The organism is Amycolatopsis sp. NPDC050768 (assembly GCF_040654155.1).
In the GTDB taxonomy this organism is placed as follows: Bacteria; Actinomycetota; Actinomycetes; order Mycobacteriales; family Pseudonocardiaceae; genus Amycolatopsis.
In genome coordinates this window covers 58,319-82,735 of sequence record NZ_JBFAHL010000014.1, presented here as the reverse complement: position 1 = coordinate 82,735, position 24,417 = coordinate 58,319, and the positions used below count along the sequence as shown (strand labels likewise).

Annotated in this window: 21 protein-coding genes; 6 read left to right on the top strand and 15 right to left on the bottom strand. The window is 71.3% G+C overall.

Annotated features, from left to right (window positions below):
- Positions 1-11 precede the first annotated feature (11 nt).
- Positions 12-1,544 (bottom strand): FAD-dependent monooxygenase, encoded by a 1,533-nt coding sequence (locus AB0H62_RS34285; RefSeq protein ID WP_360590703.1) that lies wholly within the window; start codon positions 1,542-1,544, stop codon positions 12-14.
- Between the two features lie 51 nt (positions 1,545-1,595).
- Here AB0H62_RS34285 and AB0H62_RS34280 point away from each other — a divergent pair, with 51 nt between their 5' ends.
- Positions 1,596-2,312 carry a TetR/AcrR family transcriptional regulator C-terminal domain-containing protein gene (locus AB0H62_RS34280; RefSeq protein WP_220244027.1) on the top strand — a complete coding sequence of 239 codons (717 nt, stop codon included), beginning with the start codon at positions 1,596-1,598 and terminating at the stop codon, positions 2,310-2,312.
- Between the two features lie 7 nt (positions 2,313-2,319).
- Here AB0H62_RS34280 and AB0H62_RS34275 read toward each other — a convergent pair whose 3' ends face one another.
- The 3 genes from AB0H62_RS34275 to AB0H62_RS34265 are packed head-to-tail and all read right to left on the bottom strand — an operon-like array spanning position 2,320 to position 4,755.
- Entirely contained in the window at positions 2,320-2,820 is a 501-nt protein-coding gene (locus AB0H62_RS34275; RefSeq protein WP_255638431.1) for a DUF4240 domain-containing protein, read from the bottom strand.
- 40 nt (positions 2,821-2,860) lie between these two features.
- Positions 2,861-3,352 carry a hypothetical protein gene (locus tag AB0H62_RS34270; RefSeq protein ID WP_220244028.1) on the bottom strand — a complete coding sequence of 164 codons (492 nt, stop codon included), beginning with the start codon at positions 3,350-3,352 and terminating at the stop codon, positions 2,861-2,863.
- The gene (locus AB0H62_RS34265) at positions 3,349-4,755 is read right to left on the bottom strand and encodes a wax ester/triacylglycerol synthase family O-acyltransferase (protein WP_220244029.1); all 1,407 of its coding nucleotides are present in this window, start codon (positions 4,753-4,755) and stop codon (positions 3,349-3,351) included. Before AB0H62_RS34265 ends, AB0H62_RS34270 begins: the two co-directional genes overlap by 4 nt.
- 34 nt (positions 4,756-4,789) lie before the next feature.
- Between AB0H62_RS34265 and AB0H62_RS34260 the strand changes: the two genes are divergently transcribed.
- Complete coding sequence (locus tag AB0H62_RS34260; RefSeq protein WP_220244030.1) at positions 4,790-5,551, top strand: RNA methyltransferase; 762 nt, start codon at positions 4,790-4,792, stop codon at positions 5,549-5,551.
- Here AB0H62_RS34260 and AB0H62_RS34255 read toward each other — a convergent pair.
- On the bottom strand, positions 5,544-5,927 hold the full coding sequence (locus tag AB0H62_RS34255) for an HAD-IA family hydrolase (RefSeq protein ID WP_255638432.1): 384 nt from the start codon (positions 5,925-5,927) through the stop codon (positions 5,544-5,546). The two genes, AB0H62_RS34260 and AB0H62_RS34255, sit on opposite strands and share 8 nt — an antisense overlap.
- A gap of 165 nt (positions 5,928-6,092) precedes the next feature.
- Between AB0H62_RS34255 and AB0H62_RS34250 the strand changes: the two genes are divergently transcribed.
- Positions 6,093-6,581 (top strand): Rv3235 family protein, encoded by a 489-nt coding sequence (locus AB0H62_RS34250; protein WP_220244031.1) that lies wholly within the window; start codon positions 6,093-6,095, stop codon positions 6,579-6,581.
- A 33-nt stretch (positions 6,582-6,614) separates the two neighbouring features.
- Here the strand turns inward: AB0H62_RS34250 and AB0H62_RS34245 are convergent, their stop codons facing one another.
- The 8 genes from AB0H62_RS34245 to AB0H62_RS34210 form a co-directional block, all read right to left on the bottom strand.
- Positions 6,615-7,823, bottom strand: coding sequence for a cytochrome P450 (locus tag AB0H62_RS34245; RefSeq protein ID WP_360590699.1), 1,209 nt, complete (start codon positions 7,821-7,823; stop codon positions 6,615-6,617).
- A gap of 197 nt (positions 7,824-8,020) precedes the next feature.
- Positions 8,021-10,927 carry a preprotein translocase subunit SecA gene (gene secA, locus AB0H62_RS34240; protein WP_220244032.1) on the bottom strand — a complete coding sequence of 969 codons (2,907 nt, stop codon included), beginning with the start codon at positions 10,925-10,927 and terminating at the stop codon, positions 8,021-8,023.
- 261 nt (positions 10,928-11,188) lie between these two features.
- A complete protein-coding gene (raiA, locus tag AB0H62_RS34235) occupies positions 11,189-11,896 on the bottom strand; it encodes a ribosome-associated translation inhibitor RaiA (protein WP_220244033.1) in 708 nt (235 codons plus the stop codon).
- A gap of 540 nt (positions 11,897-12,436) precedes the next feature.
- Positions 12,437-13,246, bottom strand: coding sequence for a ComF family protein (locus AB0H62_RS34230; protein ID WP_360590696.1), 810 nt, complete (start codon positions 13,244-13,246; stop codon positions 12,437-12,439).
- 79 nt (positions 13,247-13,325) lie between these two features.
- Entirely contained in the window at positions 13,326-15,077 is a 1,752-nt protein-coding gene (locus AB0H62_RS34225) for an LpqB family beta-propeller domain-containing protein (RefSeq protein ID WP_360590694.1), read from the bottom strand.
- Entirely contained in the window at positions 15,074-16,771 is a 1,698-nt protein-coding gene (mtrB, locus tag AB0H62_RS34220; protein WP_360590916.1) for an MtrAB system histidine kinase MtrB, read from the bottom strand. The genes AB0H62_RS34225 and mtrB overlap by 4 nt, the downstream gene beginning before the upstream one ends.
- A 94-nt stretch (positions 16,772-16,865) precedes the next feature.
- Complete coding sequence (gene mtrA / locus AB0H62_RS34215; RefSeq protein ID WP_139099890.1) at positions 16,866-17,543, bottom strand: MtrAB system response regulator MtrA; 678 nt, start codon at positions 17,541-17,543, stop codon at positions 16,866-16,868.
- 180 nt (positions 17,544-17,723) lie between these two features.
- Positions 17,724-18,065: a bifunctional 3-phenylpropionate/cinnamic acid dioxygenase ferredoxin subunit gene (locus AB0H62_RS34210; RefSeq protein WP_360590692.1), complete on the bottom strand. Its 342-nt coding sequence runs from the start codon at positions 18,063-18,065 to the stop codon at positions 17,724-17,726.
- Positions 18,066-18,227: 162 nt separating this feature from the next.
- On the opposite strand from AB0H62_RS34210, the gene AB0H62_RS34205 reads away from it, so the two are divergent.
- From AB0H62_RS34205 to solA, 3 genes are all read left to right on the top strand, one after another.
- A complete protein-coding gene (locus AB0H62_RS34205; protein WP_220244037.1) occupies positions 18,228-19,013 on the top strand; it encodes an IclR family transcriptional regulator in 786 nt (261 codons plus the stop codon).
- Between the two features lie 219 nt (positions 19,014-19,232).
- Entirely contained in the window at positions 19,233-21,512 is a 2,280-nt protein-coding gene (locus tag AB0H62_RS34200) for an FAD-dependent oxidoreductase (protein ID WP_360590689.1), read from the top strand.
- Positions 21,509-22,654 (top strand): N-methyl-L-tryptophan oxidase, encoded by a 1,146-nt coding sequence (gene solA / locus AB0H62_RS34195; protein ID WP_360590687.1) that lies wholly within the window; start codon positions 21,509-21,511, stop codon positions 22,652-22,654. Before AB0H62_RS34200 ends, solA begins: the two co-directional genes overlap by 4 nt.
- A gap of 4 nt (positions 22,655-22,658) precedes the next feature.
- Here the strand turns inward: solA and AB0H62_RS34190 are convergent, their stop codons facing one another.
- Positions 22,659-23,309 carry a dTMP kinase gene (locus AB0H62_RS34190; RefSeq protein ID WP_220244040.1) on the bottom strand — a complete coding sequence of 217 codons (651 nt, stop codon included), beginning with the start codon at positions 23,307-23,309 and terminating at the stop codon, positions 22,659-22,661.
- A 13-nt stretch (positions 23,310-23,322) separates the two neighbouring features.
- Positions 23,323-24,348: an aldo/keto reductase gene (locus tag AB0H62_RS34185; protein WP_360590685.1), complete on the bottom strand. Its 1,026-nt coding sequence runs from the start codon at positions 24,346-24,348 to the stop codon at positions 23,323-23,325.
- Positions 24,349-24,417 lie beyond the last annotated feature (69 nt).

Sequence of the window (24,417 nt, the reverse complement as noted above, 5' to 3'; positions counted from 1 at the left end):
CAGGCGGTGGTTCAGCCCACCTGCGCGGGTTCGGGTGAGGGCGCGCCGGCCCACTGGTGCAGGACCGTCGCGAGATCGGCGGGGTCGGGGGTGACCGTGGCCCAGGCGACGACGCCGTCCGGGCGGAGCAGGAGGCCGGTCGGGGTCGTGGGGGCGTCGGGGACGACGGTGACGCGGGTGGACCACGGGGCGGCGAGAGCCGCGAAAGCGCCGTCGGGAGTGCGGTCGAGCAGGACGAACCCGCCCGAGTGGGTGTGGTCGGCGAGGCGGGAGCCGTCGGACAGCCACACGTCCGGGGCGTAGCGGCCGATCAGTGGGTGGTCGCCAGGCAGGTCGAGGCGCTGGGTCACGCCGGAGATCTTCTTGACGGCGTGGGTGGCGCCGTCGGGGGTGGCGAGCAGATCGGCGACGACGGTGCGCAGCGCGGCCGACTTGGGGTCGCCGCGCAGGACGCCGATCTGGGCGCGCGTCCAGTCCAGGACCCAGGTGCCGAGGGGGCGGCGTTCGGCGTCGTAGGTGGTCAGCAGTCCGTCGGGAGCCCAGCCGGCGATGACGGCGCCCAGTTTCCAGCCCAGGTTCATCGCGTCGCCGACACCGAGATTGAGGCCCTGGCCGCCGAAGGGCGGGTGGACGTGGGCGGCGTCGCCGGCGAGGAAGACGCGGCCGGAGCGGTAGGTGGCGGCCTGGCGGGTGTTGTCGGTCCAGCGGGTGGCGGTGCCGCGCAGGGCGGTGAGGGTGACGTCGGTGCCGGAGACGCGGCGCAGGCTGCTCTGCACCTCCTCCAGGGTGACGGGCGCCGTGCGATCGGCGGGGCCGCCGTCGAACTCGACGGTGGTCACGCGGCCGGGCTGCGGGCCGCGGCGATAGGCACCCGCGGCCGACCAGGCCCAGCTGTCGGCGAGCTTCTCCGGGTCGGCGATGTCGGCGACGGCCAGGCGCCCGGTGAGCTCGGGGGCGGTGCCGGGAAAGTCGATGCCGGCGAGGCGGCGGACGGCGCTGTGCCCGCCATCGCAGCCGACCAGCCACGCCGTGCGCACCGGGCCGGCCGTGGTTCCGACGAGCACGCCGGCGTCGGTGTCTTCGAGCGACGTGACCTCCACCCCGCGCCGCACCGGCACGCCGAGCCGCGCGACGTGCTCGGCCAGCAGCGCCTCCAGCTCGCGCTGCGGCACCAACCGCGCACCGTCGACGGCGGTGTGGGCGGCGAGGTCGGGATCGGACCAGTCGACGAGGTCGGCGTCGAGCACCATGCCCGCGAAGTGGCCGGTGAACCGCGGGCCTTCCCGTTTCTCGACCAGGCGCGCGAACGACCCCACCTGCCCCAGCAGCTCCCGCTGCACCTGCTCGGCCGCCGGCAGCAGGCCGCGGCGGTCGAGGGCCTCGGCCGTCGGCACGTTGATCGCGCCGGCCTTCACTGCCTCGTCCGGCTCGGTCAGCCGCTCCAGCACCTGCACTTTTGCTCCGGACAAGGCCAGCTCGGCGGCGAGCACGAGGCCCACCGGCCCGGCACCGACCACGGTCACGTCTACGCGTTCGTCAGACACGAACAATGTTCTACTTACGAACGTTGTTCGTGTCAAGCTAGGCTGGCCCTCGTGAACCCGCGAGAGCGACGCGCGGCGCGCCACCAGCCGCCGAACCTCCAGGCCGACACCCGACCGCGGCGCCGTCGCAAGACCCCGATCGTGGAACAGGTCGTCGACACGGCCCTGGACGTGATCGCCCGGGAGGGCTACGAGGCCCTGACCATGCGGCGCCTGGCCGACGCCCTCGACACCGGACCCGCGTCGCTCTACAACCACGTGGTCAACAAGGCCGACCTCGGCGAGCTGCTCATCGGACGGCTGTGCTCCGAGCTCGCGCTGCCCTGGCCTTCCGCCGAGGAGTGGCGCGACCAGATCCGCAGCGTGTGCGAGCAGCTGCGCGACCAATACCTGCGCTACCCCGGCATCTCCAGCGCCGCGTTCGCCATGGTCCCCACCGACCTGGAAGCCGTGCGCGTCAACGAAGGCATGCTCGCGATCCTGCTCACGGGCGGCGTTGCGCCGCAGACCGCCGCGTGGGCCATCGACGCGCTCCTGCTGTACGTCGCGTCCTACTGCCTGGAGCTCTCCATCGCCCGCCAACGCTCAACCCGCGACGACACCGCCTGGGTCCTCGACCGCGACGAACTCCGCCGCCGCCTCACCGCCCTGCCCGCCGAGACGTTCCCCCACACGACGCGCCACGCCACGGAACTCACGGCCGGCGAAGGCCACGATCGGTTCGACTTCACGGTGGGGTTGATGATCGACGGTCTCGGCCGCCGCTAGCCCCGGTTCAGGCGGCGAACAGCGCGGACAACCGCGGCAGCCGTTCCCGAGCCGAATCCGGGTCCTCGACGTCGAAGTCCGGGTCCAGCGGCGGCAGCGAGACGGGCGGGTCCTCAGGAAGTGGTTCCCCGGTAGCCGAGAGATAGGCCGCTGCGGTGAAGTACAGGATCTCTTCGCACTCCAGCTCCTCGCCCTCGGCGGCGGCGGCGCGGACGGCCGGCACGTCGGCCAGCGAGTCGGGGTCGGCGAGGGCGCGGGTGAAGACCTCGCGGCCCTGGGTGAGGAGCCAGCCGCGGAAGTAATCGAAGCCGTCGTCGGAGCAGCCGCCGTTGACGACGTACGCGGCGGCCCACAGAGGACTGCGGTAGGACTCCGTGAGGAGTCCGCCCAAAACCCTGTGCGCGGCAACGATTTCCGCGCGCGAGCGGGCCGCGAGCAGCTCGCCGGCGCGGGCGGCCACGTCGGCGTGGGAGGAGTCGATGAGCTGCCAGAAGTCGAGTTCGGTCACGAGTCCGAACTCTGCCAGCCGGGTCCGACAAAAACGGGGACTACATCAGCTCCAGCAAGAACGGCAGCTCCTGCGGCGCATACCAAGCCAGCTCATGATCCTCCGCATCACCCAGCACGAACTCGGCGTCCTCGTCGCCAAGGTCGGCGGCGTCGATCACGGCGGCGGCCGCGGAGACGGCGTCGGCGGCTTCGGCGGAGTCCACGTGGATCGCGGCGATCCGGCTGAGCGCGACAGGGCCGTCGAGGCGGACGACGGCGGCGTCGAGGTCCGCGCGCAACGTCACGTTGTCCACGTCGGCCGAGACGACGGCGCGGCGGGGCTCGCCCTTTTCCTCCGCGTTGATCAGGCGAAGCGACGCGCGGGCGGCGTCCAGCAACGCGGCGTACTCCAGCTCTTCGTCGGAGCCGCTCACGTACGCCTCGCGCAGCCCTGGCGTCAGCGCGAACGCCGTGCCGCTGCGGGCCCGGAACTCGCCGTTCGACTCGAGTTCGCGAAGCATCGCGATCGTCGCCGGAATGTAGACCCTCACCAGTGCGCACCCTTCAGCTCTTCCAACGCTTCTTCGATCATCCCGCCGAGCAGGTCGACGTCGAACGCGGCCTTGCGGTCGCCGTTGAGTCCGAAGTAGACACCGCCGCGGTAGGACGTGACCCCGATCGCCAGCGCCTGGGTGCGCATCAGCGGCATCACGGGGAACATTTCGATCAGTTTCGCCTCACCCGCGTACACCGGTTCCTGCGGCCCCGGCGAGTTGGTGATCATGAGGTTGAAAATCCGGCCCGACAGCGAACCGCCGGCCCGCGCGCCGAGCGAATGCAGCGTCGCCGGGGCGAAGCCGCTTACCTTCAGCAGCCCGCGCGCGGCGACGGAACGGCCGGAGTCGAGGTGCGCGCTCATCGCGTGGCCGACGTGCTGCAGCCGCAGCACGGGGTTCGGCTCGCCCACCGGCAGGTCGACGAGGTAGGCCGCCACCTGGTTGCCGACGAGCGCCGGTGTGGAGTACTCGGCCGTGTCCTCGTCGCGCACGGCCAGGGGCACCAGCGCGCGCACGGTGGCCGTGGACGTGAGGTTCACCCCGCGCGAAAGGAGCCACTCGCGCAGCGCGCCGGTGATCGCGGTGAGAATCACGTCGTTGACGGTCCCGCCGTGCTCAGCGCGGACCTTCCGGTAGTCCTCCAGCCGCGTGCGCACCACGGAGAACAGCCGGCCGCCGGAGACACGCACGTTGAGCGGGCCCTGCGGCGCCGGGTTGACGACGGTGCGCAGCGTGGACGCCACCTCTCCCAGCGTCTCGGCGACCTTGCCGACCGACGCCCACGCGTCGTTGGCGGCGGAGCGGACGTTCTCGACCAGCTCACCCGGGCGTTGCACGGCCTCGCTCACGGCGTCGATCATCAGCTGCGCGCGGCTCGGCTCGCGGCGCGGTGTCCAGGTGTCCTCGTACGGCTCGGGCGGCGCCGGGGCGTCGTCGAGGATGAGCTGGCCGAGGTCGATGGTGCCGATACCGTCCACAACGGACTGGTGCGTCTTCGTCACCAGCGCCACGCGGTCGCCGACGAGACCCTCGACGAAGTAGGCCTCCCACAGCGGGCGTTCGGGCGCGAGCCGGCGCGACATCAGGCGCGCGACCAGGTCGAACAGCTGCTCGTCGGTGCCCGGCTGGGGCAGCGCGGAGCGGCGGACGTGGTAGTTGAGGTCGAAGTCGACGTCGTCCACCCACACGGGCCGGGCGAGGTGGCCGGGGACGTCGAGCACGCGCTGGCGGTAGCGCGGCAGGAACGGCAGGCGCGAGCCGACGAGGTCGAGCACCTGCGCGTAGTCGAGCCCGCCGCGCGGGCGCTCGAAGATGGCCACGCCGCCGACGTGCATCGGGGTCGCGTGGTCCTCGACGTACAGGAACGAGGCGTCGAGCGCGGACAGGCGGTCGGGCATGAGCCGATCCTTACACAGTGCGAGACTGACCGGCGTGGGTGATGAGGCGGAGGTTTCTCCGAAGGACCGGTTCCTGACCGTCTACGGGCGCAAGCCGGTGCTCGAAGCGCTGGCCGACGACGGCCTGCAGGTGGACAAGGTCATCCTCGCCGACACCGCCCGCGGCCCGGCCGCGGTCGAGATCCAGCGCGCCGCGAAGGACGCCGGGGTGCCGGTGCAGCGCGCGAGCGCCCACCGCGTGAAGGTGCTGGCCGGCAACGGCAAGCAGGACCAGGGTGTGCTGGCCGACGTCGTCGCGCCGCGGATGCGCTCGCTCGCCGCCGCGCTGGACGACCGCCGCCCGCCCGCGCGGGTCCTGCTGCTCGACGGCATCACGACGCCCGCGAACGTCGGCATGATCCTTCGCACGGCCACCGCCGCCGGTCTGGAAGGTGTGATCGTGCCGCGGCGGGGGGTGGCCGCGTTGGACCCGATGGTGGTCAAGGCTTCGGCCGGCGTGGCGTTCCGCGCGCCGGTGCTGCGGTGCGGCAGCGCTCGTGAGGCGGCGGAAATGCTGACAGACGCCGGGTATGGCCTGTACGCGCTGAGTGCGTCGGGCAAGTCGACGGTGTTCGACGTTTCGCTGCCTCAGCGGGCGGCGTTCGTGCTGGGCGGGGAGACGGAAGGCGTGGGCGCGGCCGTGGCCGAGCTGGTGACCGAGTGGGTCTCCATTCCGATGCCCGGCGACGTCGAGTCGCTCAACGTCTCGGCGGCGGCCGCGGTGCTGTCGTTCGAGCTGGTGCGACGGTCTAGCTGAACAGAGCGGCCAGCTCTCCGAGGGTGTTCTCCATCGTGACGTGGTGGATGGCGACCATGCCCGCCTCGGCGGCGCCGCGGACGTTGCGGGCGGCGTCGTCCACGAACGCGCAGGTGGCGGCGGCGAGGCCGAGGCGTTCGGCGGCCACGAGGTAGATCTCGCGATCGGGTTTGGCCACGCCGACCTCGCCGGAGAAGACCAGCGTGTCGAAGTAGTCGGCCAGCTCGTGGCGGACGGCCGGCGTGGCACCGGGCGCGTTGGAGACCAGGCCGGTGCGCGTGCCGCCGGAGCGGATGGCGCGCAGGTAGTCGTAGAGCAGGTGGGCGTCGGGGTCGGTGAGGACGCCGGCGTAGTCGACCAGCAAGCCTTTGAGCACGGGCTCACCCTAGCGATCCGCGTGCGCGGCAACGGGCGTAGCGCATCTTGCAGATCGGAATGGGCGGATTCGCGGATTTCGCCGGATCAGGCGCAGACGGTCCCGGTTTCGGCTTTGTCCGGGCACTACCTGCAGCGGATCGTCCGCGTTTCAGGGGAGGAACACATGACGACCCACCGCCTCCGGGGCCTCGCGGGCAGCGAGCCCGCAGCCCGGCCCCGCCCTGTCCGCCACGTCACGCGGCACCGCCCGCCGGTCCGCGACCTGCCACCCACGGGGCACAACGTGGTTCAGCTCCTGGGACCCCCGAGCGAACGCCAGCTCACCGGCCGCCTCAACGCCATCCTCGAAGTCCTCGGCGGCCGCCGCGCCGCGGCGCAGGTGCAGAACCTCGTCGACCCGGCCCTGTTCGCGCGGCTTCTGACGCACAGCCGCCTGCCGAGCACGCGGCATCGGGTCGGGACGCTGCACCTGTGTCACCCGACGGATCTTGCGCTGGAGGCCGCGACGACCATTCGGAACGGTCCTCGGGTGCTCGCTCTGGCCGCGCGGTTCGAGCGGACGCGGACGGGGTGGGTTTGTACGCGGTTCCACTTGCTGGCGCCACGTCTGGGTCCAGCGCGTGCGGTACCGGCGCGTCCGTCGGCTGCTTGATGGGACGGGTGTCCCAAACAGCGGGTCACGGCGTCAGCCGATCGCCACCGGGAGCTGGGACAGGCCGCGCATGGTGATGGTCGGGTTCCAGGTCGGGGGGCCGGCCAGGTGCAGCGCCGGGGTGCGGACGGCGAGTTCGCGCAGGGCGGTCTGGCCTTCGAGGCGGGCCAGGGGTGAACCGAGGCAGAAGTGGATGCCCTGGCCGAAGGCGAGGTGGCGGGAGGGCTCGCGGGTGGGGTCGAAGGTGTCCGGGTCCGGGTGGGTCGCGGGGTCGCGGTTGGCGGCGCCGATGAGGACGATCGCCTGGGCGCCGGGGGCGACGTCGGTGGTGCCGACGCGCGTGGGCTGCAGGGCGACGCGGCTGGTGAGCTGCACCGGGGAGTCGTGGCGCAGGACTTCTTCGACGGCGTTGGGCGCGAGGGCGCCGTCGTCGCCGAGGGAGCGAAGGCCGGCTTCGGTGCCGAGCAGGGCCAGAACTCCGTTGCCGATGAGGTTGGTGGTGGTCTCGTGGCCGGCGACGAGCAGGAGAGTGAGCGTGACCAGGAGCTCGGCTTCGGTGAGCTTGTCGCCCTGATCGGTGACGGCGACGAGGTCCGACAGGAGGTCCTCACCGGGGTTGCGGCGGCGTTCCGCGGCCAGTTCGCGGAAGTAGGCGTTGAACTCGCGGCCGGCGTCGCCCGCTTCTTCGAGCACGGAGTCGGCGACGAGGAACGCCGGGTCGAGCGCGCGGGCCAGCGCGTGCGACCACTCGGCGAAGCGCGACCGGTCGGCCATCGGGACGCCGAGCATCTCGCTGATGACCTCGACCGGCAGCGGCGCGGCCAGCGCGGTCATCAGGTCGGCCGAACCGGCGTCGATCAGGTCGGAGATCAGGCGCGCGGTGATGTCCTCAACGCGCGGGCGCAGGCGCTCGACCATCCGCGGCGTGAAGGCCTTCGACACGAGCCGGCGCAGGCGCGTGTGGTCCGGCGGGTTGAGACCGAGGAACGACACCACCGGGCGGCCCTCGGCGTCGACCAGGTCGTCCGGGTGGCGGGCGGCCGGGTCAAGGACCTCGGGCTGGGGGTGCCCGAACGCGGGATCACGCACAACCTCCGTCGCCTCCGCCAGGCCGCTCACCACGAGGAACCCCGGCGCGATCTCGGCGACGGGCTCGGCCTCACGCCACTTGCGGTACAGCGGGTACGGGTCCGCTTTGTACTCGGGCGCGAACATCTGCGTGAAGGTTTCCAGGTCAGCCACGGCTCTCCCCCTCGACGGCACCACTGACCACGTTAGGCGCGTCGGCGGATCCCGTCACGTGAAGGCACTCAGCGACCCGCCCTTCGAAGAACCGCGTCAACAACAGGGGGTGTCCTTCGCCGCCTGAACGCGACCCCGGGCGCAGCACACAAAAAGGGCGGGCCGCACGAATGCGACCCGCCCCGGAAAAACCTGCGTCAGCGACGCGGGCCCTTCTTGCCCTTCTTCGCCTGTGCGCGCTCGGCGGCGCGGCGTTCGCGTCGCGTGTTGCCCGCGCCGGCGCCGTCGGAGTCGGCGCTGTCCGAATGGGACTCAACGCCACCGCCCTCGGCGGGGCCGGACATGGTCAGTCCGGATTGGACACCGCCGCCGACGCCCTTGCCACGCAAGGCCGACGGCACCGACTCGGTGTCGGTCGTGGGCGGTTGGGGCGGGGTCGGGCGTGAGTGGCGGCCGCCGTCGTCGCCGAAGGAAGCGGCCGCGGCGCCCGTGGCCGACGTGATCCCTGCGGGCAGCGCCGACGGGTCCAGCTGCGGCGCGGGTTCCGGCTCGCTGCGTTCGACCTGGAGGTTGAACAGGAAGCCGACGGCCTCCTCCTTCAGCGATTCGAGCATCGCGCGGAACATGTCGAAGCCCTCGCGCTGGTACTCGATCAGCGGGTCGCGCTGAGCGAGCGCCCGCATGCCGATGCCCTCCTTGAGGTAGTCCATCTCGTAGAGGTGCTCGCGCCACTTGCGGTCCAGCACGGTCAGCATCACCTGGCGCTCGAGGCGGCGCATCGCGCCCTCCTCGCCCACCAGCTCGTCGATCTCCGCCTCGCGCTTGTCGTACGCGTCGATCGCGTCGTTGACCAGCGCCTCGCGCAGGCCTTCGGCGTCGAGGTCGCCGTTCTCCACCAGGTCGTCCCAGTTCAGGCCGACGGGGTAGAGCGTCTTGAGGGCGGTCCACAGCTGCTCGTGGTCCCAGTCCTCGGCGTAGCCCTCGGAGGTGGCTCCGTCGACGTACGCACCGACGACGTCCACGCTCATGTGCTCGATCTGCTCGCGCAGGTCCTCGCCCTCGAGCACGCGGTGGCGCTCGGCGTAGATCACCTTGCGCTGCTCGTTCATGACCTCGTCGTACTTGAGGACGTTCTTGCGCGTCTCCATGTTGAGCTGCTCGACCTGCGTCTGCGCGCTCTTGATGGCCTTGGAGACCATCTTGTGCTCGATCGGCACGTCGTCGGGCAGGCGCATCGTGGTCATCACGCGCTCGACCATCACGGCGTTGAACCGGCGCATGAGGTCGTCGCCCAGCGACAGGTAGAACCGGGACTCGCCCGGGTCGCCCTGACGGCCGGAACGACCGCGCAGCTGGTTGTCGATGCGGCGCGACTCGTGGCGCTCGGTGCCGAGCACGTAGAGACCACCGGCCTCGCGGACCTGCTCGGCCTCTTCCTTGGCACCGGTCTTGATCTCCTCGAGCACCTTCGGCCACGCGGCCTCGTACTCCTCGGAGTTGTCCACCGGGTCGAGCCCGCGCTCGCGCAGCACCTGGTCGGCGATGATGTCCGGGTTGCCGCCCAGCACGATGTCGGTACCGCGACCGGCCATGTTCGTGGCGACGGTGACCGCGCCGACCTTGCCGGCCTGCGCGACGATCAGCGCCTCCCGGCCGTGGTACTTCGCGTTCAGCACCTCGTGGGGCACGCCCAGCTTCAGCAGCAGCTTCGAGAGGTGCTCGGACTTCTCGACGCTCGTGGTGCCGACCAGCACCGGCTGGCCCTTCTCGTGCCGCTCGGCGATGTCCTCGGCGACGGCCTCGAACTTGGCCTGCTCGGTCTTGTAGATCAGGTCGGCGCGGTCGGCGCGCACCATCGGCCGGTTCGTCGGGATCGGCACCACACCCAGCTTGTAGGTCTGGTGGAACTCCGCGGCCTCGGTCTCGGCCGTACCGGTCATGCCCGAAAGCTTGTTGTACAGCCGGAAGTAGTTCTGCAGCGTGATCGTGGCCAGCGTCTGGTTCTCGGCCTTGATCTCGACCTTCTCCTTGGCCTCGATCGCCTGGTGCATGCCCTCGTTGTAGCGGCGGCCCACCAGGATGCGGCCCGTGAACTCGTCGACGATCGTGACTTCGCCGTCGCGGACGATGTAGTCCTTGTCCTTGTTGTAGAGCTCCTTGGCCTTCAACGCGTTGTTCAGGTAGCCGACCAGCGGCGTGTTCGCGGCCTCGTAGAGGTTCTCGATGCCGAGCTGGTCCTCGACGAACCGCACGCCCTTCTCGGTGACCGCCACGGTGCGCTTGCGCACGTCGATCTCGTAGTGGTACTTCGAGTTGATCAGGTTGGCCTTCTCGACGCGCTCGCGCGAGCCCATCGTGGTGGTGTCGATGCCCTGCATCAGCGGCCCGAGGCGGGCGAACTCCGTGTACCACCGCGACGACTGGTCCGCCGGGCCCGAGATGATCAGCGGCGTGCGCGCCTCGTCGATGAGGATCGAGTCGACCTCGTCCACGATCGCGTAGTTGTGCCCGCGCTGCACGCACTCGTCGAGCGACCACGTCATGTTGTCGCGCAGGTAGTCGAAGCCGAACTCGTTGTTCGTGCCGTAGGTGACGTCGGCTTCGTAGTGCCGGCGGCGCTCCTGCGGGTCCTGCTCGGCGAGGATCACCCCGACCTCGAGCCCGAGGAAGCGGTGGATGCGGCCCATCCACTCGGCGTCGCGCTTGGCGAGGTAGTCGTTGGTGGTGACGACGTGCACGCCCTCGCCCGACAGCGCGTTGAGGTACGCCGCGAGCACGCAGGTGAGGGTCTTGCCCTCACCGGTCTTCATCTCGGCGACCTGGCCGAGGTGCAGCGCCGCGCCGCCCATGATCTGCACGTCGTAGGGCCGCTGGCCGAGCACCCGCTTGGCAGCCTCGCGGGCGACCGCGTAAGCCTCGGGGAGCAGCTCGTCGAGCGTCTCCCCCTTGCCGTACCGCTCTTTGAACTCGCCGGTCTTCGCCTGCAGTTCGGCGTCCGACAGGTCCTTCACGTCGTCTTCGAGGGTGTTGACGTGATCGGCGATGTTGCGCAGCCGCTTCACCATCTTGCCCTCACCCGCGCGGAGCAGGCGGTTCAGCACCATCCGGTCGACCTCACTAGCTGATCATGATCGCACCCGAGCCGGTCCCGGGCTTGTGGGCACGGCGCGCACTCGTAGTGCGGCGCCGCCGTCTCACCACATCGTAGGGAACACACAGTGGTCCGCGCACGCACGTGCTCGCAGAAGGTCACGAGAGGCCCCTTCGCACGCTACTCCCGGCACGCGGGTGGCCCGCACGCGCTCGCGTGCGGGCCACCCGTGGCACCGGCCGGCTCCCCCTCCGGCCGCGCCGGCTTGGCGGGCTCAGCCGCCGAGCCGGATCACGCCGTAATCGAAACCCTTCCGCCGGTACACGACGCTCGGCCGCCCGGACTCGGAGTCGTTGAACAGGTAGAAGTCGTGACCGACCAGCTCCATCTCGTAGAGAGCCTGGTCCACCGACATGGGGTCCGCGTTGTGGTTCTTCTCGCGGACGACGCGGCCGGGCTGGTAGCCCAGATCGTCGTCTTCCCAGCGTTTCTGCTGGGGCAGGGTGATCTCACCGGAGCTGACGGCCGCGAAACCATCGGTGATCGGTTCGGCCGTGTCAGCGGCGGGTGCCTCCAGCACTGCCGTGCTCGCGGTGGGACGGGCGACGGCGTCCGGCGATCCGCCGGCCATCGCCATCGAGGTCGCCTCGGCGACCGACTCCGGGCGGCTGCGCCCGTAGTGCACGCGCCTCCGGTCGTGTGTTCGCCTCAGCCGGTTCTCCAGCTTCGTGACGGCGGAGTCGAGCGCTGCGTAGAAGTCCGCGGCGCACGCTTCGGCGCGCACGGCCGGACCGCGGCCCTTTCCGGTGATCTCGACGCGCTGGCAGCTCTTCGCCTGCCGGCGGTTCGGCTCGTGGAACAACTCCACGTCGTACCGGATGACCTTCTTGTCGTAGCGCTCAAGACGGGCCAGCTTTTCGCTGACGAGTGCCCGGTAGTGGTCGGGCACCTCCACGTTGCGGCCCTTTACGACGATGTCCATACACGACCTCCCTCGCTGAGATGTCTGCGAGCTGTTGTGTGTTCACACGGCGCCGGTAGTGCGGGGACGGAGCCCGGATCTGGCGGGCTGAGAAGAACTCGATGGCCGGTCACGACGTCTCGTGGCGGATGCTCGAGCGCGGACTCAGCGCGCCTCCGGCGCCAGGGACATGGGCTGCACACCTCCCTGCCTGCGGGGATTGCTGATAGCGGAGCACGTTAGCTTCATCACGCCGCTCGCAACAGCCCCCGGGCCGGGGGATGTCACGATTCGGGAACCCGTTACGGCGCGCAGCGAAACGCCCGTGCGCAGCCCGAAATCCCGCCCCTGACGGTCGAACGCGAGCGATGCATTTTCACGCGTACGGCGCAACGGCGCGGGAGCCCGGAAGCCGAGAGTCACGGCCCGCCGCGCCACAGCCGCCACCCCGGTGGAGTGTTCGGCCGCCCGCGTGATTCCGAGCCAGACCCTCATGTCCCGACAACGGGCGGCCGTTGCGTCGCGTTCCCTGTTGACATCACTCGTGTAGGTGACGTCTGCTCACCCTGCGGCGAGCAACGCGACCACAGCCGACACGGCGACCCCGGCGTCGGCGAGTACTCGCACGCACGCGGCCGCCGTGGCACCCGTGGTGACCACGTCGTCGAGCACCACGACCCGGCTGCCCGGCGGTGGCCGGCCCGCGGGCACGAACCGCAACCGCCCGGCCAGGTTGGCGACGCGCTCCGCCCGGTTGAGACCCACGGCGTCACGGGCGCCCTTCAGCGCGAGAGCGGGCGCGACGAAGGCCTCGGCGCCCGTCTGGGCGAGACAGCGCGCAGCGGCCTCGGCGAGACGCTGCACGTGCGGGCCACCACGGAGGCGTGAAGCCGAGCGACGGCTCGGTGCCGGGACGAGGCACCACGGCCCGGCGCGCGCGGAATCCCCGGCGGCTGTGCCATTCCTGGGGACGGTGGAATCCCTGGAGACGACGGGCTTTTCGAGGCGGAGACCGGTGCCCGAAGACCCGACGAAGGTCGGTTCACCGAACGAAGGTCCACCGAGTGAGTGTCCCTCGCGGCGCGGGCCCGCGCGGGGAGCATCGGCGCGAGGCAAGGCGGTCAGCGCGGACGCAAGCACCCGGCCGAGTGCCGGCGCGACATCGCGGCGCCCGCGCTCCTTGTAGGCGATCAGGACGCGCTTGGCGACGCCCTGGTAGCGGGCCAGCGCGTACGCGGGCGCGAGACCGGTCAGCGGCGCGCGGACCACCTCCGTGAGTGACCCCCACACCCGCGAACACTCCGCGCAGCACGGGACACCCCGGGCACCACAGCCGGCGCAACGGGCGGGGACGAGCAGATCGAGAACCATGACTCGCAGTGTGCACCCGGGCACCGACAGTTTCGGCGCTCTCGAGTCCCGCCGGGCGAAAACGAGCGGAAAACCCTCGTCAGCCCGGGTAGAACGGCGTCGCGTTGAGCATCGTGTGGGCCTGGGGCCGCCAGACCTCACCCAGTTCGGTGGCGTTCCACAGCCCGCCCGGGTCGGCCACCACGATGGGCCGGTTGGGCGCCGCCGTGACCGCCGTGACCGGCGCGGTCAGGTTCGAGCCGTTGAACGCGTCCATCCGGCGCCCGTCCACGGAAACACGCTGCACGGGCTGGGAACTGGACGACGTGACGACCACCAGCGAGTCCGCCGTCGAACCCCAGTCGAGGTCCACGACGTCCGAGAGATCACCCGGCTGGAGCACGCGCGGCTCCCGCAGCGTCACCGTGTCGCCGTTGCGCACGACCGCCGCGACCACGAGCTGGCCGTTGACGATCGCGGCCACGCGGGCGCCGTCGCGCGACAGGCGCAGGGCGTCGATGTCGGTGCCGAGCGCGAGCAGGTCGTTGGCGTTCACGCTCTGGCGCAGCCAGTGCCCGGTCGGGTCGAGGACCATGCGGGCGACGATCGAGTGGTCCACCACCGTCCACACCTCACCCGACGGACCGGCCTCGCTCGGCGCCGGCCGCCAGGTCGGGCGGCTCAGCGAACCGCCGGAGAGGTCCACCAGCGGCAGGTCGCGGCCGAGGTCGCCGACGCGCAGCTGCACGCGGTCGCCGCTGCGCTCCACCACCGCGAGCCGCTTGCCGTCGATCGACTGCGCGGCGCTGACCACGGCGTACCCGCCGTTGCCGGCCGGCCCCGCCACCGGCGCGCCGTCGCCGAGCGAGCGGATGCGCCCGTCGACCGTCATCAGGCCCAGCAGGTCGGCGCTCGGCGACGAGGCGGCGCTGTAGGACGGAACGTCGCTGCTGCGCCAGTACTCGTGGCCGCGCACAAGCGGCTGGCCGTCGGCGAGCAGCCGGACGCGCGTGGACGTGACGGCCTGCATCGACAGCATGATCTGCGCCGCGATCAGCGTTCTCGTCTCCGGGCTCGCCCCGGTGAGCCCCGAGAGCTGCACGAGCAGTGAGCCGTCGTCGCTGTTCTTGACGTTGGTGTCGAGCGCGACCTGGTCGCCCAGCAGGTTCTTCACGGCCCCGGCCAGCCCGGCCGACGGCCCCTGCAGGATCAGGTCCATCACCCGCCCGGGCAGGCCCGACTGCGGTTTCGCCGGCACGTAACGCAGGTCGGGCACGAAGGCGCCGGAGTCGGGCGAGTAGAAGCTCACGGCGACGCGGTTGTAGTTCGCCTCGAAGTCGTCGTCAGTCACGAAAAGCGTGGGCGGCGCGCTGGAGATCCGCCACTGCCCGTTCGCCTGCTTGCGCACCTGGATCGTCTGCTCGGCCGGGCCGGAGCCGGGGATGAACGCGCTGTCGGCGCTCAGCGTGCCGAGGGTGAACCCGCGCAGCCCCACGTTGCGCACGTTCGGGTCCGGCGGCGTCGAGGTGGACGGCGACGGGGGCGGCGTTTCGTAGACGGTGCTGAACGTGTTGTCGATGATCGTGATCGCACGGCCGGGTTTCCACGTGCTGCGCTGCTGGCCGTCGAGGTACGCGCGCGCGGCCGCGTTGTTGGAGCGCGGGTCGCCGTTGTTCCGGATGAACTCCCGCACCAGCGAGAGCGGGTCGATGTCGTTTCTCGGTTCCGGCGCGTCGTTGGCCAGCGGCGGCGTCGAGTCCACGGACACGACCAGCGGCTGCGACTCGAGCGGCACGTTGGCGCAGCCGGCGAGCAGCAGCAGACACGCCAGCGCGGCGAGAACGCGTCTCACCTGCCGACCTCCTCGCGGTCGGAGTTCCGCTCGGCGTCGCGGTCGGCGAGGATCGCGTCGGGCGCGGGCTGCACCTCGAGCACCGACGACGGCGACAGCGTGATCTCCGCCGTGGCGTCGGGTGGCGGCAGGCGCAGCGGGTTCTCCTCGATCGGCACGTTCTGGTGCCGGGGCAGCAAGAGCCGGAAGCAGGCGCCCTGGCCCAGCTCGCCCCACGCGTCGAGGACGCCGCCGTGCAGCCGCGCGTCCTCCTGGCTGATTGCCAGGCCCAGGCCGGTGCCGCCGGTGCGCCGGTTGCGCGACGGGTCGGCTCGCCAGAACCGGTTGAACACGAGGTCGGCTTCGCCCGAGCGCAGGCCCACGCCGCGGTCGCGCACGGTGATGGCCACCGCCGTCTCGTTCACGGCGACGGTGAGCTGCACCGGTTTGCCCTCGCTGTGGTCGACGGCGTTGCCCAGCAGGTTGCGCAGGATCCGCTCCACGCGCCGGGCGTCGACCTCGGCGGAGGCGTCCTCCTCGGGCAGGATCAGCTCGACCGAGCTGCCCGCGGTCCCGGCGATCACGCGCACCTGCTCGACCGCGCGCGTGGCGATGGGCCGCACGTCGATGTACTCGGCCGACAGCTCTTCGACACCGGCGTCGAGCCGGCTGATTTCCAGCAGGTCGCCGAGCAGCGCCTCGAAGCGGTCGAGCTCGTCGACCAGCAGCTCTGTGGACCGCGCGAGGCCGGCGGGGAACTGCTCGCGAGACGCGTGCAGCACGTCGGCGGCCATGCGGACCGTGGTGAGCGGGGTGCGCAGCTCGTGCGAGACGTCGGAGGTGAACCGGCGCTGCAGCCCGCCGAACTCCTCGAGCTGGCGGATCTGGCGCTGGATGCTCGCGGCCATGCCGTTGTACGACACGGCGAGCTTCGCCAGGTCGTCTTCCCCGACCACGGCGAGGCGCTGCTCCAGGTCCCCGCCCGCGAACTGCTCGGCCGCCGCGGCGGCCTGGCGGACGGGCCGCACCACCTGCCGGACCACCAGGTTCGTGATGCCGGCCAGCAACAGCAGCAGCACCAGCCCGCCCACGAGCAGCGTGTTCTGCACGGTCGACACGGTGTTCTGCTCGCTGGTCAGCGGGAACAGCAAGTACAGCTGCAGCGGGCTCGCCACCGAGCTCAGCGGCGTGCCCACGATGAGGTAGGTGGTGTTGGCGTTGTTCTCGGAGACGGTGTGCTCGACGCGTGCGAGGTTGCCGCCCTCGACGAACTGGCGCAGCCGCACCGGCACCGACGTGAACGGACCCACGAACACCGGGTCGGCGTCCGACTGATCACGCCCGACGCTCGCGAGCACCGGCTCGAACGTGCCCGCCGTGGACCCCGCGGGCGACGCCGACGTCGTGGAGATCTTTTTCAACGCGTTCTCGAGCCGCGTGTGCAGCGCGTCGGGCGACTCGCCGCCGACGCCCACCAGCTCGCGCGCCGCGGTGTCGGCCAGTGCCTGCGTCTGCTCGACGGCGGCCTTGCGCTTCGTGTCGAGCAGGCGCTCGGTGATCTGGTTCTGCAGCACCATGCCCAGCACGAAAACCACGGCGGCCGACAGCGCGAGCGTCGAGATCGTCACGCGGAACTGCAGCGAGTGGCGCCACAGCTCGTTGAACGCCACCACTCGGCGGCGCGCCAAGACCACGAGGCGCCGCACGAAGCGCATCGTGGCTCGGGCGAAAGCGGTCAGCCGTCCCACCTTCGGGTGACTCTTCGTCCCGGCGGGTGGGCCGGCTGCCGCGGAAGCGGTCATCGCCTCATCACGGCGGGCCGGCCTTGTAACCGACGCCGCGCACCGTCAACACCACCTCGGGGTGCTCCGGGTCCTTCTCGACCTTCGACCGCAGACGCTGGACGTGCACGTTGACCAGCCGCGTGTCCGCCGCGTGGCGGTAGCCCCACACCTGCTCCAGCAGCACTTCGCGGGTGAAGACCTGGCGCGGCTTGCGGGCCAGCGCCACGAGCAGGTCGAACTCCAGCGGCGTGAGCGGGATGGCCTTGCCCTCGCGGGTGACCTCGTGGCCCGGCACGTCGATCGCCAGGTCGCCGATGGTCAGCGACTCGGCGGGCTCGGCCTCAGTGCGGCGCAGGCGGGCGCGCACGCGGGCGACGAGCTCCTTCGGCTTGAACGGCTTGACCACGTAGTCGTCGGCGCCGGACTCCAGGCCCAGCACTATGTCGACGGTGTCGCTCTTGGCGGTCAGCATCACGATCGGCACGCCGGACTCGGCGCGGATCGCTTTGCAGACGTCGATCCCGTTCATGCCGGGCAGCATCAGGTCCAGCAGGACCAGGTCCGGTTTGAGCTCGCGCAGCGCCGGCAGCGCACGCGAACCGTCCGCGACCACCGCGGTGTCGAACCCCTCACCGCGGAGCACGATGGTGAGCATCTCCGCCAGCGCAGGGTCGTCGTCGACCACCAAGACACGTGCCTTCATGAGCACATGTTCGCACTACTTGCGCCGCCGTCGAGCACGACCCGCGCGTTTGACCACCAGAAAGATCAAGATCGCGAGCTGAGATTGCTCCATCCGGGCGCTCCCGAGCAGGTGTTGGACGGCCCGTGAAGGCTCCCGGGCACGCGCTCGGGAACCCCCACGGGCCTCGGGTGGGAAGAGCTAGGCGGTGAACTGGGCGCTGCCCTCGCCGACGACCGCCGGCACCGGCGCGTCGACGAACACCACGCCGTCGGTGACCACCACGGCGTAGGTGCGGACGGGGCTCTTCGCCGGCAGGCATGTCGGCGCGCCGGTGCGCAGGTCGAACTGGGCCGCGTGCAGCGGGCACTCCACGAAACAGCCTTCGAACCAGCCGTCGGCGAGCGAGGCGTCCTGGTGGGTGCAGGTGTCGTCGATGGCGTAGAAGCCGGTGGCGGTGTGGAAGACGGCAATCGGGGTCGGGCCGTCGATGCGGAGGGACTCACCCTCGGGCAGGTCGGCGACGGCGCAGGCACGGATCATCGGGAAGCCTCCGGGAAACGGGTCACGGGAACCAGGAGCGGTTCGTGAATGTTGCGCATGACGCGTCGATGTGCACTGTGCGCAACAGCCCGGGTGCCCCCGTCGTCAAGGGATTCGCCCGCTCAGCCGAACAGATCGCCGCCCAGCCGTTAGTGTTGCGCTATGCGGAACCAGGACTCGGGCAACGCAACGGGAAGCCAAGTTCAGTCGGTCGACCGCGCGATTTACGTGCTGGAATTGCTCGCGCGCAACGGGGAGTCGGGGATCACGGAGATCGCCGGTGAGCTCGGGGTGCACAAGTCGACGGCGTCCCGACTGCTGAGTGTCCTGGAACAGCACGGGCTTGTCGAGCAGCTGGGCGAGCGCGGGAAGTACGCGATCGGCTTCGGCATCGTCCGCCTCGCCGGCGCGGCCACCGGCCGCATGGACCTCGCGAAACTCGGCCGCCAGACCTGCCAGGCCCTGGCCGAGGAGCTGGGCGAGACCGTGAACATCGCGATCGCCGACGACGGCGTGGCCATCAACATCAGCCAGGCCCGCGGCGCGGCCGCCATCACCACGCAGAACTGGACCGGGCAGCGCACCCCGCTGCACGCGACCTCCAGCGGCAAGGTGCTGCTGGCCGCGATGACCGAGGCCGACCGCAAGCGCGTGCTCGGCCACGGCCTCGAGCAGTACACGCCGCGCACGACCGTGGACCCCGACGAGCTCGAGTCGGAGGTCGAGCGCGTGGCCGAGGACGGCTACGCAGCCTGCTTCGAGGAGCTGGAGCTCGGCATGCACGCGGTCGCGGTGCCGATCCACGGCCCGGGCGGCGAGGTCGTGGCGGCGATGAGCGCCTCGGGGCCGTCGTACCGGCTGTCGAAGCAGCGGATCAAGCAGATCGTGCGGCCGATGACCGAAGCGGCGAAAGAACTTTCGGCGCAACTGGGCTACTACGCCAGCTGATACTCCCCCGGCGTCGGATCGCCTCTGCCGACGTTCGCGTTACGGGCTTCACCTGCCTGGGCGCAAGCGAAAAACCCCTTCCGCGCGCAGTCTTGACACGTACCCCCGCGATCCCGCACTTTGTTGCAGAAGACGGAACACACACCCCCATCCGCAACCTGGCCCGTGCCCGGCGGGTCGTTCGGCGCGCCCGGTGAACCCCGGCCAGGAGGTACCGCGATGGCAGCCCGACCGCGAGTGGTCGTCATCGGGGCCGGGCTGCTCGGCTGCGCGCTGGCCGACGAGCTCACCGAACGCGGCTGGACCGACGTCACGGTGCTGGACCAGGGCCGACCGGCGAGCGCCGACGCGCCGGGCCTGGTGTTCCAGACCGATCCCGACCGCACGCTGACGCGGTTCGCCCAGTACACCGTGGCCAAGTACAGCGCGCTCACGCTCGACGGCGGCTGGTGCTTCCAGCCCGTCGGCGGCCTGGAGCTCGCGATCACGCCGGAGCGGCTCGCCGAGCTCAAGCGGCGCCACGGCTGGGCCACGTCGTGGGGCGTGCGCAGCTACCTGCGCTCGCCGGCCGAGTGCGCCGAACTGCACCCGCTGCTCGACGCGGCGAAGGTGCTCGGCGGGCTCCACACCCCGGGCGACGGCCTGGCGAAACCCCGGCGCGCGGCCGAGGCGCAGGCCCGCCGGGCGACCGGACGCGGAGCGCGTTTCCTGACGGGACAACGGGTTACGGCCGTCGAACGCAGTGCCGGGCGCGTGACCGGCGTGGTCACCGGGACCGATCGCTTCCGCGCCGACGTGGTGGTCTCGTGCGCGGGTGTGGGCGCGCCGGAGATCGGACGACTCGTGGACCTCACCGTGCCGCTCGTGCCCGTGGCGCAGCACTACGCGCGCACCACTGCGCTGCCCTCGCTCGCCGGTGACAACGATGACTTCACCGAGGCGGGCAAGCCGGTCCTGCGCCACGGCGGGCTGACCGTGCGCGAGCACGTCGACCGCCTCGGCATCGGCCACGCCGCGCCCCGCACGGCCGAGCCGTTTGCCCGGGCCGACTTCGAGCAGCCCTGGGCCGAGGCCGCGCGCCTGCTGCCCGCGCTGGGCGACGCCAAAGTCGAACACGGCGTGACCAGCCTGGTCGCGGCCACCCCGGACGGCAGGCCGCTGGTCGGCGAGCACCTGGACCTCGACGGTTTCTGGATCGCCGAGGCCGTGGCCTTCTCGCATACCGCCGGCGTCGCGCGTGAGGTGGCGCGCTGGCTCGTCGACGGACAGCCCCGGCTCGACCTGCACACGAGCGATCTCGCCCGGTTCGAGCGGGTGCAACTCGCGCCGGACCACGTTCGGGAACGCGCGATCCGGACGTTCGCGGGGACTCGGCACGACGAGCCGCGGCGGCCGTTGCGCACTTCGCCGTTCTACGAGCGGCACGTCGCCTTGGGTGCGTGCTTCGCGGAAACCGGCGGCTGGGAGCGCCCGGTTTGGTTCTCCGCCAATGAAACCTTGCCTGAGCTCTCCCGCGTGCCGTCAGCCGAAGCGCGGACAGCGGGTGCCGAGGCGATCGTCGCGCGCGAACGGGTGGCGGTGTTCGACCTGACCCCGGCGACCCGGCTGGAGGTCACCGGACCGGGTGCGCTGCCGTTCCTGCAGACGATGACCACCAACCAGATCGGCCACGCTCCGGGCGCGGTCACGTACACGTTGCTGCTCGGCGAAGACGGCGGTGTTCGCAGTGATCTCACGGTGGCGTGTCTGGACGCCGACCGGTTCCACGTCGGGGCGAACAGTGCACTCGACGTCGACTGGCTGCGCCGCCACCTGCCCGGCGACGGCACGGTGCAGATCCACGAAACCACCGGCGGCACGTGCTGCCTCGGCCTGCGGGGACCGCTCGTGCCGCAGGTTCTCCCGGCACTGTCCACAGTAGACGAAGGCGCCTTGGACACGTACGTCGGCAACGTGCCGGTGCTCGCGCTGCGCTCGCCCTACGAACCCGACTGGGAGCTGCACACCAGCGCGGACCTCGGCCGGCTGCTCTGGGACACCCTGTGGGAAGCCGGGCAACCGCACGGGATCGTCGCGGCCGGGCACGAGGCTCTCACGAGCCTGCGGCTGGAGGACGGCCGCCGCACGTGGGGCGTCGACTTCACCGCGGAGCACGATCCGTACGAGGCCGGGCTCGGGTTCGCCGTGCGGATGGACAAGGGCTACTTCCTCGGCCGCGACGCCTTGCTCGGCCGGTCGGCCACCACCGTCGGGCGCGCGCTGACGTCCCTGGTCACCGAGGATCTGGTGCGGGGCAAGGAACCCGTGTACTTCGAGGGCCATCCGGCGGGCTACGTGACGAGCGCGGCGCGCGGCCACACCGTCGGGGAGAACCTCGCGTACGCATGGTTGCCCATCGAATGCGCGAAACCTGGTACACCGGTGGAGATCGAATACTTCGGCGAACGAGTGTCCGCGGTGGTGGCCGATTCGGCGGAACGGACGAGGAGAACCGCTTGACGCACTACGACGTGATCGTGATCGGCCTCGGCGGCATGGGCAGCGCCGCGGCGTACCGGCTCGCGCAGCGCGGGCAACGGGTGATCGGCATCGACCAGTTCGCGCCCGTGCACAACCTCGGCTCCAGCCACGGCGGTTCGCGCATCACGCGCCAGGCCTACCTCGAAGGCCCCGACTACGTGCCGTTGCTGCTGCGCGCGCACGAGCTGTGGGACGAGGTCGAACGCGACACCGGCCGGCACCTGTTCACGCGCTGCGGCGGGCTGATGGCCGGGTCGCCGGACTCGCGCACGATCACCGGCAGTGTGCTCTCGGCCGAGAAGTTCGACATCCCGCACGAGCTGCTCGACGCGCCGGAGATCCGCCGCCGTTTCCCCACGATGGCCCCGCGCGACGACGAGGTGGCGCTCTACGAGCCGGGCGCCGGGTTCGTGTCGCCGGAGGGCAGCGTCGCCGCGCACCTGCAGCTCGCCGCGCGCCACGGCGCCGAGCTGCACCACGAGGAGCAGGTGTTCACGTGGAGCACGTCGGAGTCGGGCGTGCGCGTGGGGACGGCGTCGAGCTACTACACGGCTTCGCGGCTGGTGCTGTGCCCCGGCGCGTGGGCGCCGTCGCTGCTGGCCGACCTCGGCGTGGACTTCGAGGTGCAGCGGCAGGTGCAGTACTGGTTCGAACCGGCGGACGCGGCGGCGTTCGCGGCCGAGCGGCACCCGGTGTACCTGTGGGAAACCGAGCAGGGCGAACAGTTCTACGGCTTTCCCGCGCACTCACCGCAGGGCGTGAAGGTGGCTTCGCACCTCGCCGGCACGCCGTGCACCGCCGACACGATCGACCGCCGCGTGCACGACGACGAGGTGCGCGCCGTCACCGATCTCGTCGGCTCGCGGTTGCCGGCGCTGGGCGCGTTCCGCCGTGCCGCGACCTGCCTGTACACGAACACGCCCGACGAGGACTTCGTGATCGCGCGGCACCCGGCACACCCGCGTGTGGTCGTGGCGTGCGGGTTTTCGGGGCACGGCTTCAAGTTCGTGCCCGTGGTCGGGGAGATCGTGGCCGATCTGATCGTCGACGGGAGCACGACGCACCCGATCGCCCTCTTCGACCCGGCACGATTCGAACCCGCGCGCTTCGACGAACGCTGACCGCTCAGGACAGCAGCGACTTGGCCAGCATCGGCAAGTCGACACCGGCCACGCCGTCGAGCACATGCCACGGCGCGAGCCAGCCGGCCGCGGCCAGCTCGTCGTACACGGCGGCGCAGCGCTGCTGCAGGGCGTCGTCGGATTCGAACGCGTCCCGCGCGCGCTCGCTGTCCGCGGCGGCCCGGCGGACAGCGCGTTCGGCGGCGACCTCCGGGGACACCCGCAGCAGCAGGTGCGCGTCGGGCCGCGGGAGCGCGAAGCGGTCGACCTCGATGCCCCACACCCAGCGCACGACGTCGCCGTCGGCGTTCTCCCGCAAGCGTGCGGCTGCGTACGCGGCGTTGGACGCCACGTAGCGGTCGAGCAGCACGACGTCGTTGTCCGCCAGCAGCGCACGGATCTCGTCTGCCGCGCCGCTGCGGTCGAGGGCGTAGAGCAGGGCCATGCCGTAGACGGAGTCGGCGAGGTCGCCGTGACCGCGGTGCAGGGCCTCGCGCACGAGGTCCGCGTGGATGCTGCGGCCGTAACGCGGGAACGCCAGGCTGCCGACCCGCGCGCCCCCGCGCTGCAGCTCAGCGGTGAGCCCGTCCGCGAGGGTGCGCTTGCCGGCACCGTCCAGACCTTCGATCACGACCAGTCGCCCCACGGGGCTCACCCTAGGACAGCCGCTACCGGGACATCGGCGGGGTGACGCCGTAGGACCAGTTGTGGTCCAGTGCGACCTCGCGCTCACCGGTGACCGTCAGCGCGTCGAGCCGCTTCAGCTCGTCGCCGGCGAGCTCCAGCGACGCGCCGCCGGCGTTCTCCGCCAGCCGGCCGACGTGCAGCGTGCCCGGGATCGGGACCACGTCCGGCGCCTGCGCGAGCAGCCACGCGAGCGCGACCTGGCCGGGCGCGGCGTCGTGGGCCGCGGCGATGTCGCGAACGGTCTCCACGGCGGCGAGGTTGGCCTCGAACACCTCCCGTGCGAACCGCGGCATCTTTCGCCGGTAGTCGTTCGCCGGCAGGTCGTCGAACGAAGTGAGCTTGCCCGTCAGCATCCCGCGGCCCAGCGGGCTGTACGGGACGACGCTGATGCCGAGCTCGCGGCACAGCGGGAACACCTCGTCCTCGATGTCGCGCGACCACAGCGACCACTCGGTCTGCACGGCGGTGATCGGGTGCACGGCGTGCGCGCGGCGGATCGTGTCGGGCGCGGCCTCGCTCAGGCCGAGGTAGCGCACCTTGCCCTCCGCCACGAGCTCGGCCATCGCGCCGACGGTCTCTTCGATGGGCGTGTCCGGGTCCACGCGGTGCTGGTAGTACAGGTCGACGTGGTCGGTGCCGAGCATCCGCAGCGAGTGCTCGATGCGCTCGCGCACGTACTCGGGACGGCCGTTGATCACCGGTCGCGTGTCCGCGGTCGGGCCCTCGACGATGCCGAACTTGGTCGCCAGCACCACCTTCTCGCGGCGGCCGACGATCGCCTTGCCGATGATCTCCTCACTGGCGCCGTACCGGTCGGACGTGTCGATCAGCGTGACGCCGAGGTCCAGCGCGCGGCCGATGAGGGCGTCGGCCGTGTCGTCGGTGGCGTGGTCCTCGGACTGCCCGTACGGGCGCGCGAAGCCCATCGCGCCGTAGCCGATGGCGCCGACGACGGGACCGGTGGAGCCGAGCCGGCGCTGGGGAAGGGGGCCCTGGGATGCAGGCATGGAAGGAATCCTTAGTCGCGGTGGTAAACCTCGTCGGTGCGGTCAAGTCCGCACCTGTGGACACCATAA

Bases quoted from the DNA above. Each gene is read 5' to 3' on its own strand.
- AB0H62_RS34265 (WP_220244029.1), bottom strand. From the start codon at position 4,755: ATGCCCGACCGCCTGTCCGCGCTCGACGCCTCGTTCCTGTACGTCGAG.
- AB0H62_RS34250 (WP_220244031.1), top strand. From the start codon at position 6,093: ATGACGACCCACCGCCTCCGGGGCCTCGCGGGCAGCGAGCCCGCAGCC.
- secA (WP_220244032.1), bottom strand. From the start codon at position 10,927: ATGGTGCTGAACCGCCTGCTCCGCGCGGGTGAGGGCAAGATGGTGAAG.
- raiA (WP_220244033.1), bottom strand. From the start codon at position 11,896: ATGGACATCGTCGTAAAGGGCCGCAACGTGGAGGTGCCCGACCACTAC.
- AB0H62_RS34230 (WP_360590696.1), bottom strand. From the start codon at position 13,246: ATGGTTCTCGATCTGCTCGTCCCCGCCCGTTGCGCCGGCTGTGGTGCC.
- mtrB (WP_360590916.1), bottom strand. From the start codon at position 16,771: ATGCGCTTCGTGCGGCGCCTCGTGGTCTTGGCGCGCCGCCGAGTGGTG.
- mtrA (WP_139099890.1), bottom strand. From the start codon at position 17,543: ATGAAGGCACGTGTCTTGGTGGTCGACGACGACCCTGCGCTGGCGGAG.
- AB0H62_RS34210 (WP_360590692.1), bottom strand. From the start codon at position 18,065: ATGATCCGTGCCTGCGCCGTCGCCGACCTGCCCGAGGGTGAGTCCCTC.
- AB0H62_RS34205 (WP_220244037.1), top strand. From the start codon at position 18,228: ATGCGGAACCAGGACTCGGGCAACGCAACGGGAAGCCAAGTTCAGTCG.
- AB0H62_RS34200 (WP_360590689.1), top strand. From the start codon at position 19,233: ATGGCAGCCCGACCGCGAGTGGTCGTCATCGGGGCCGGGCTGCTCGGC.
- AB0H62_RS34185 (WP_360590685.1), bottom strand. From the start codon at position 24,348: ATGCCTGCATCCCAGGGCCCCCTTCCCCAGCGCCGGCTCGGCTCCACC.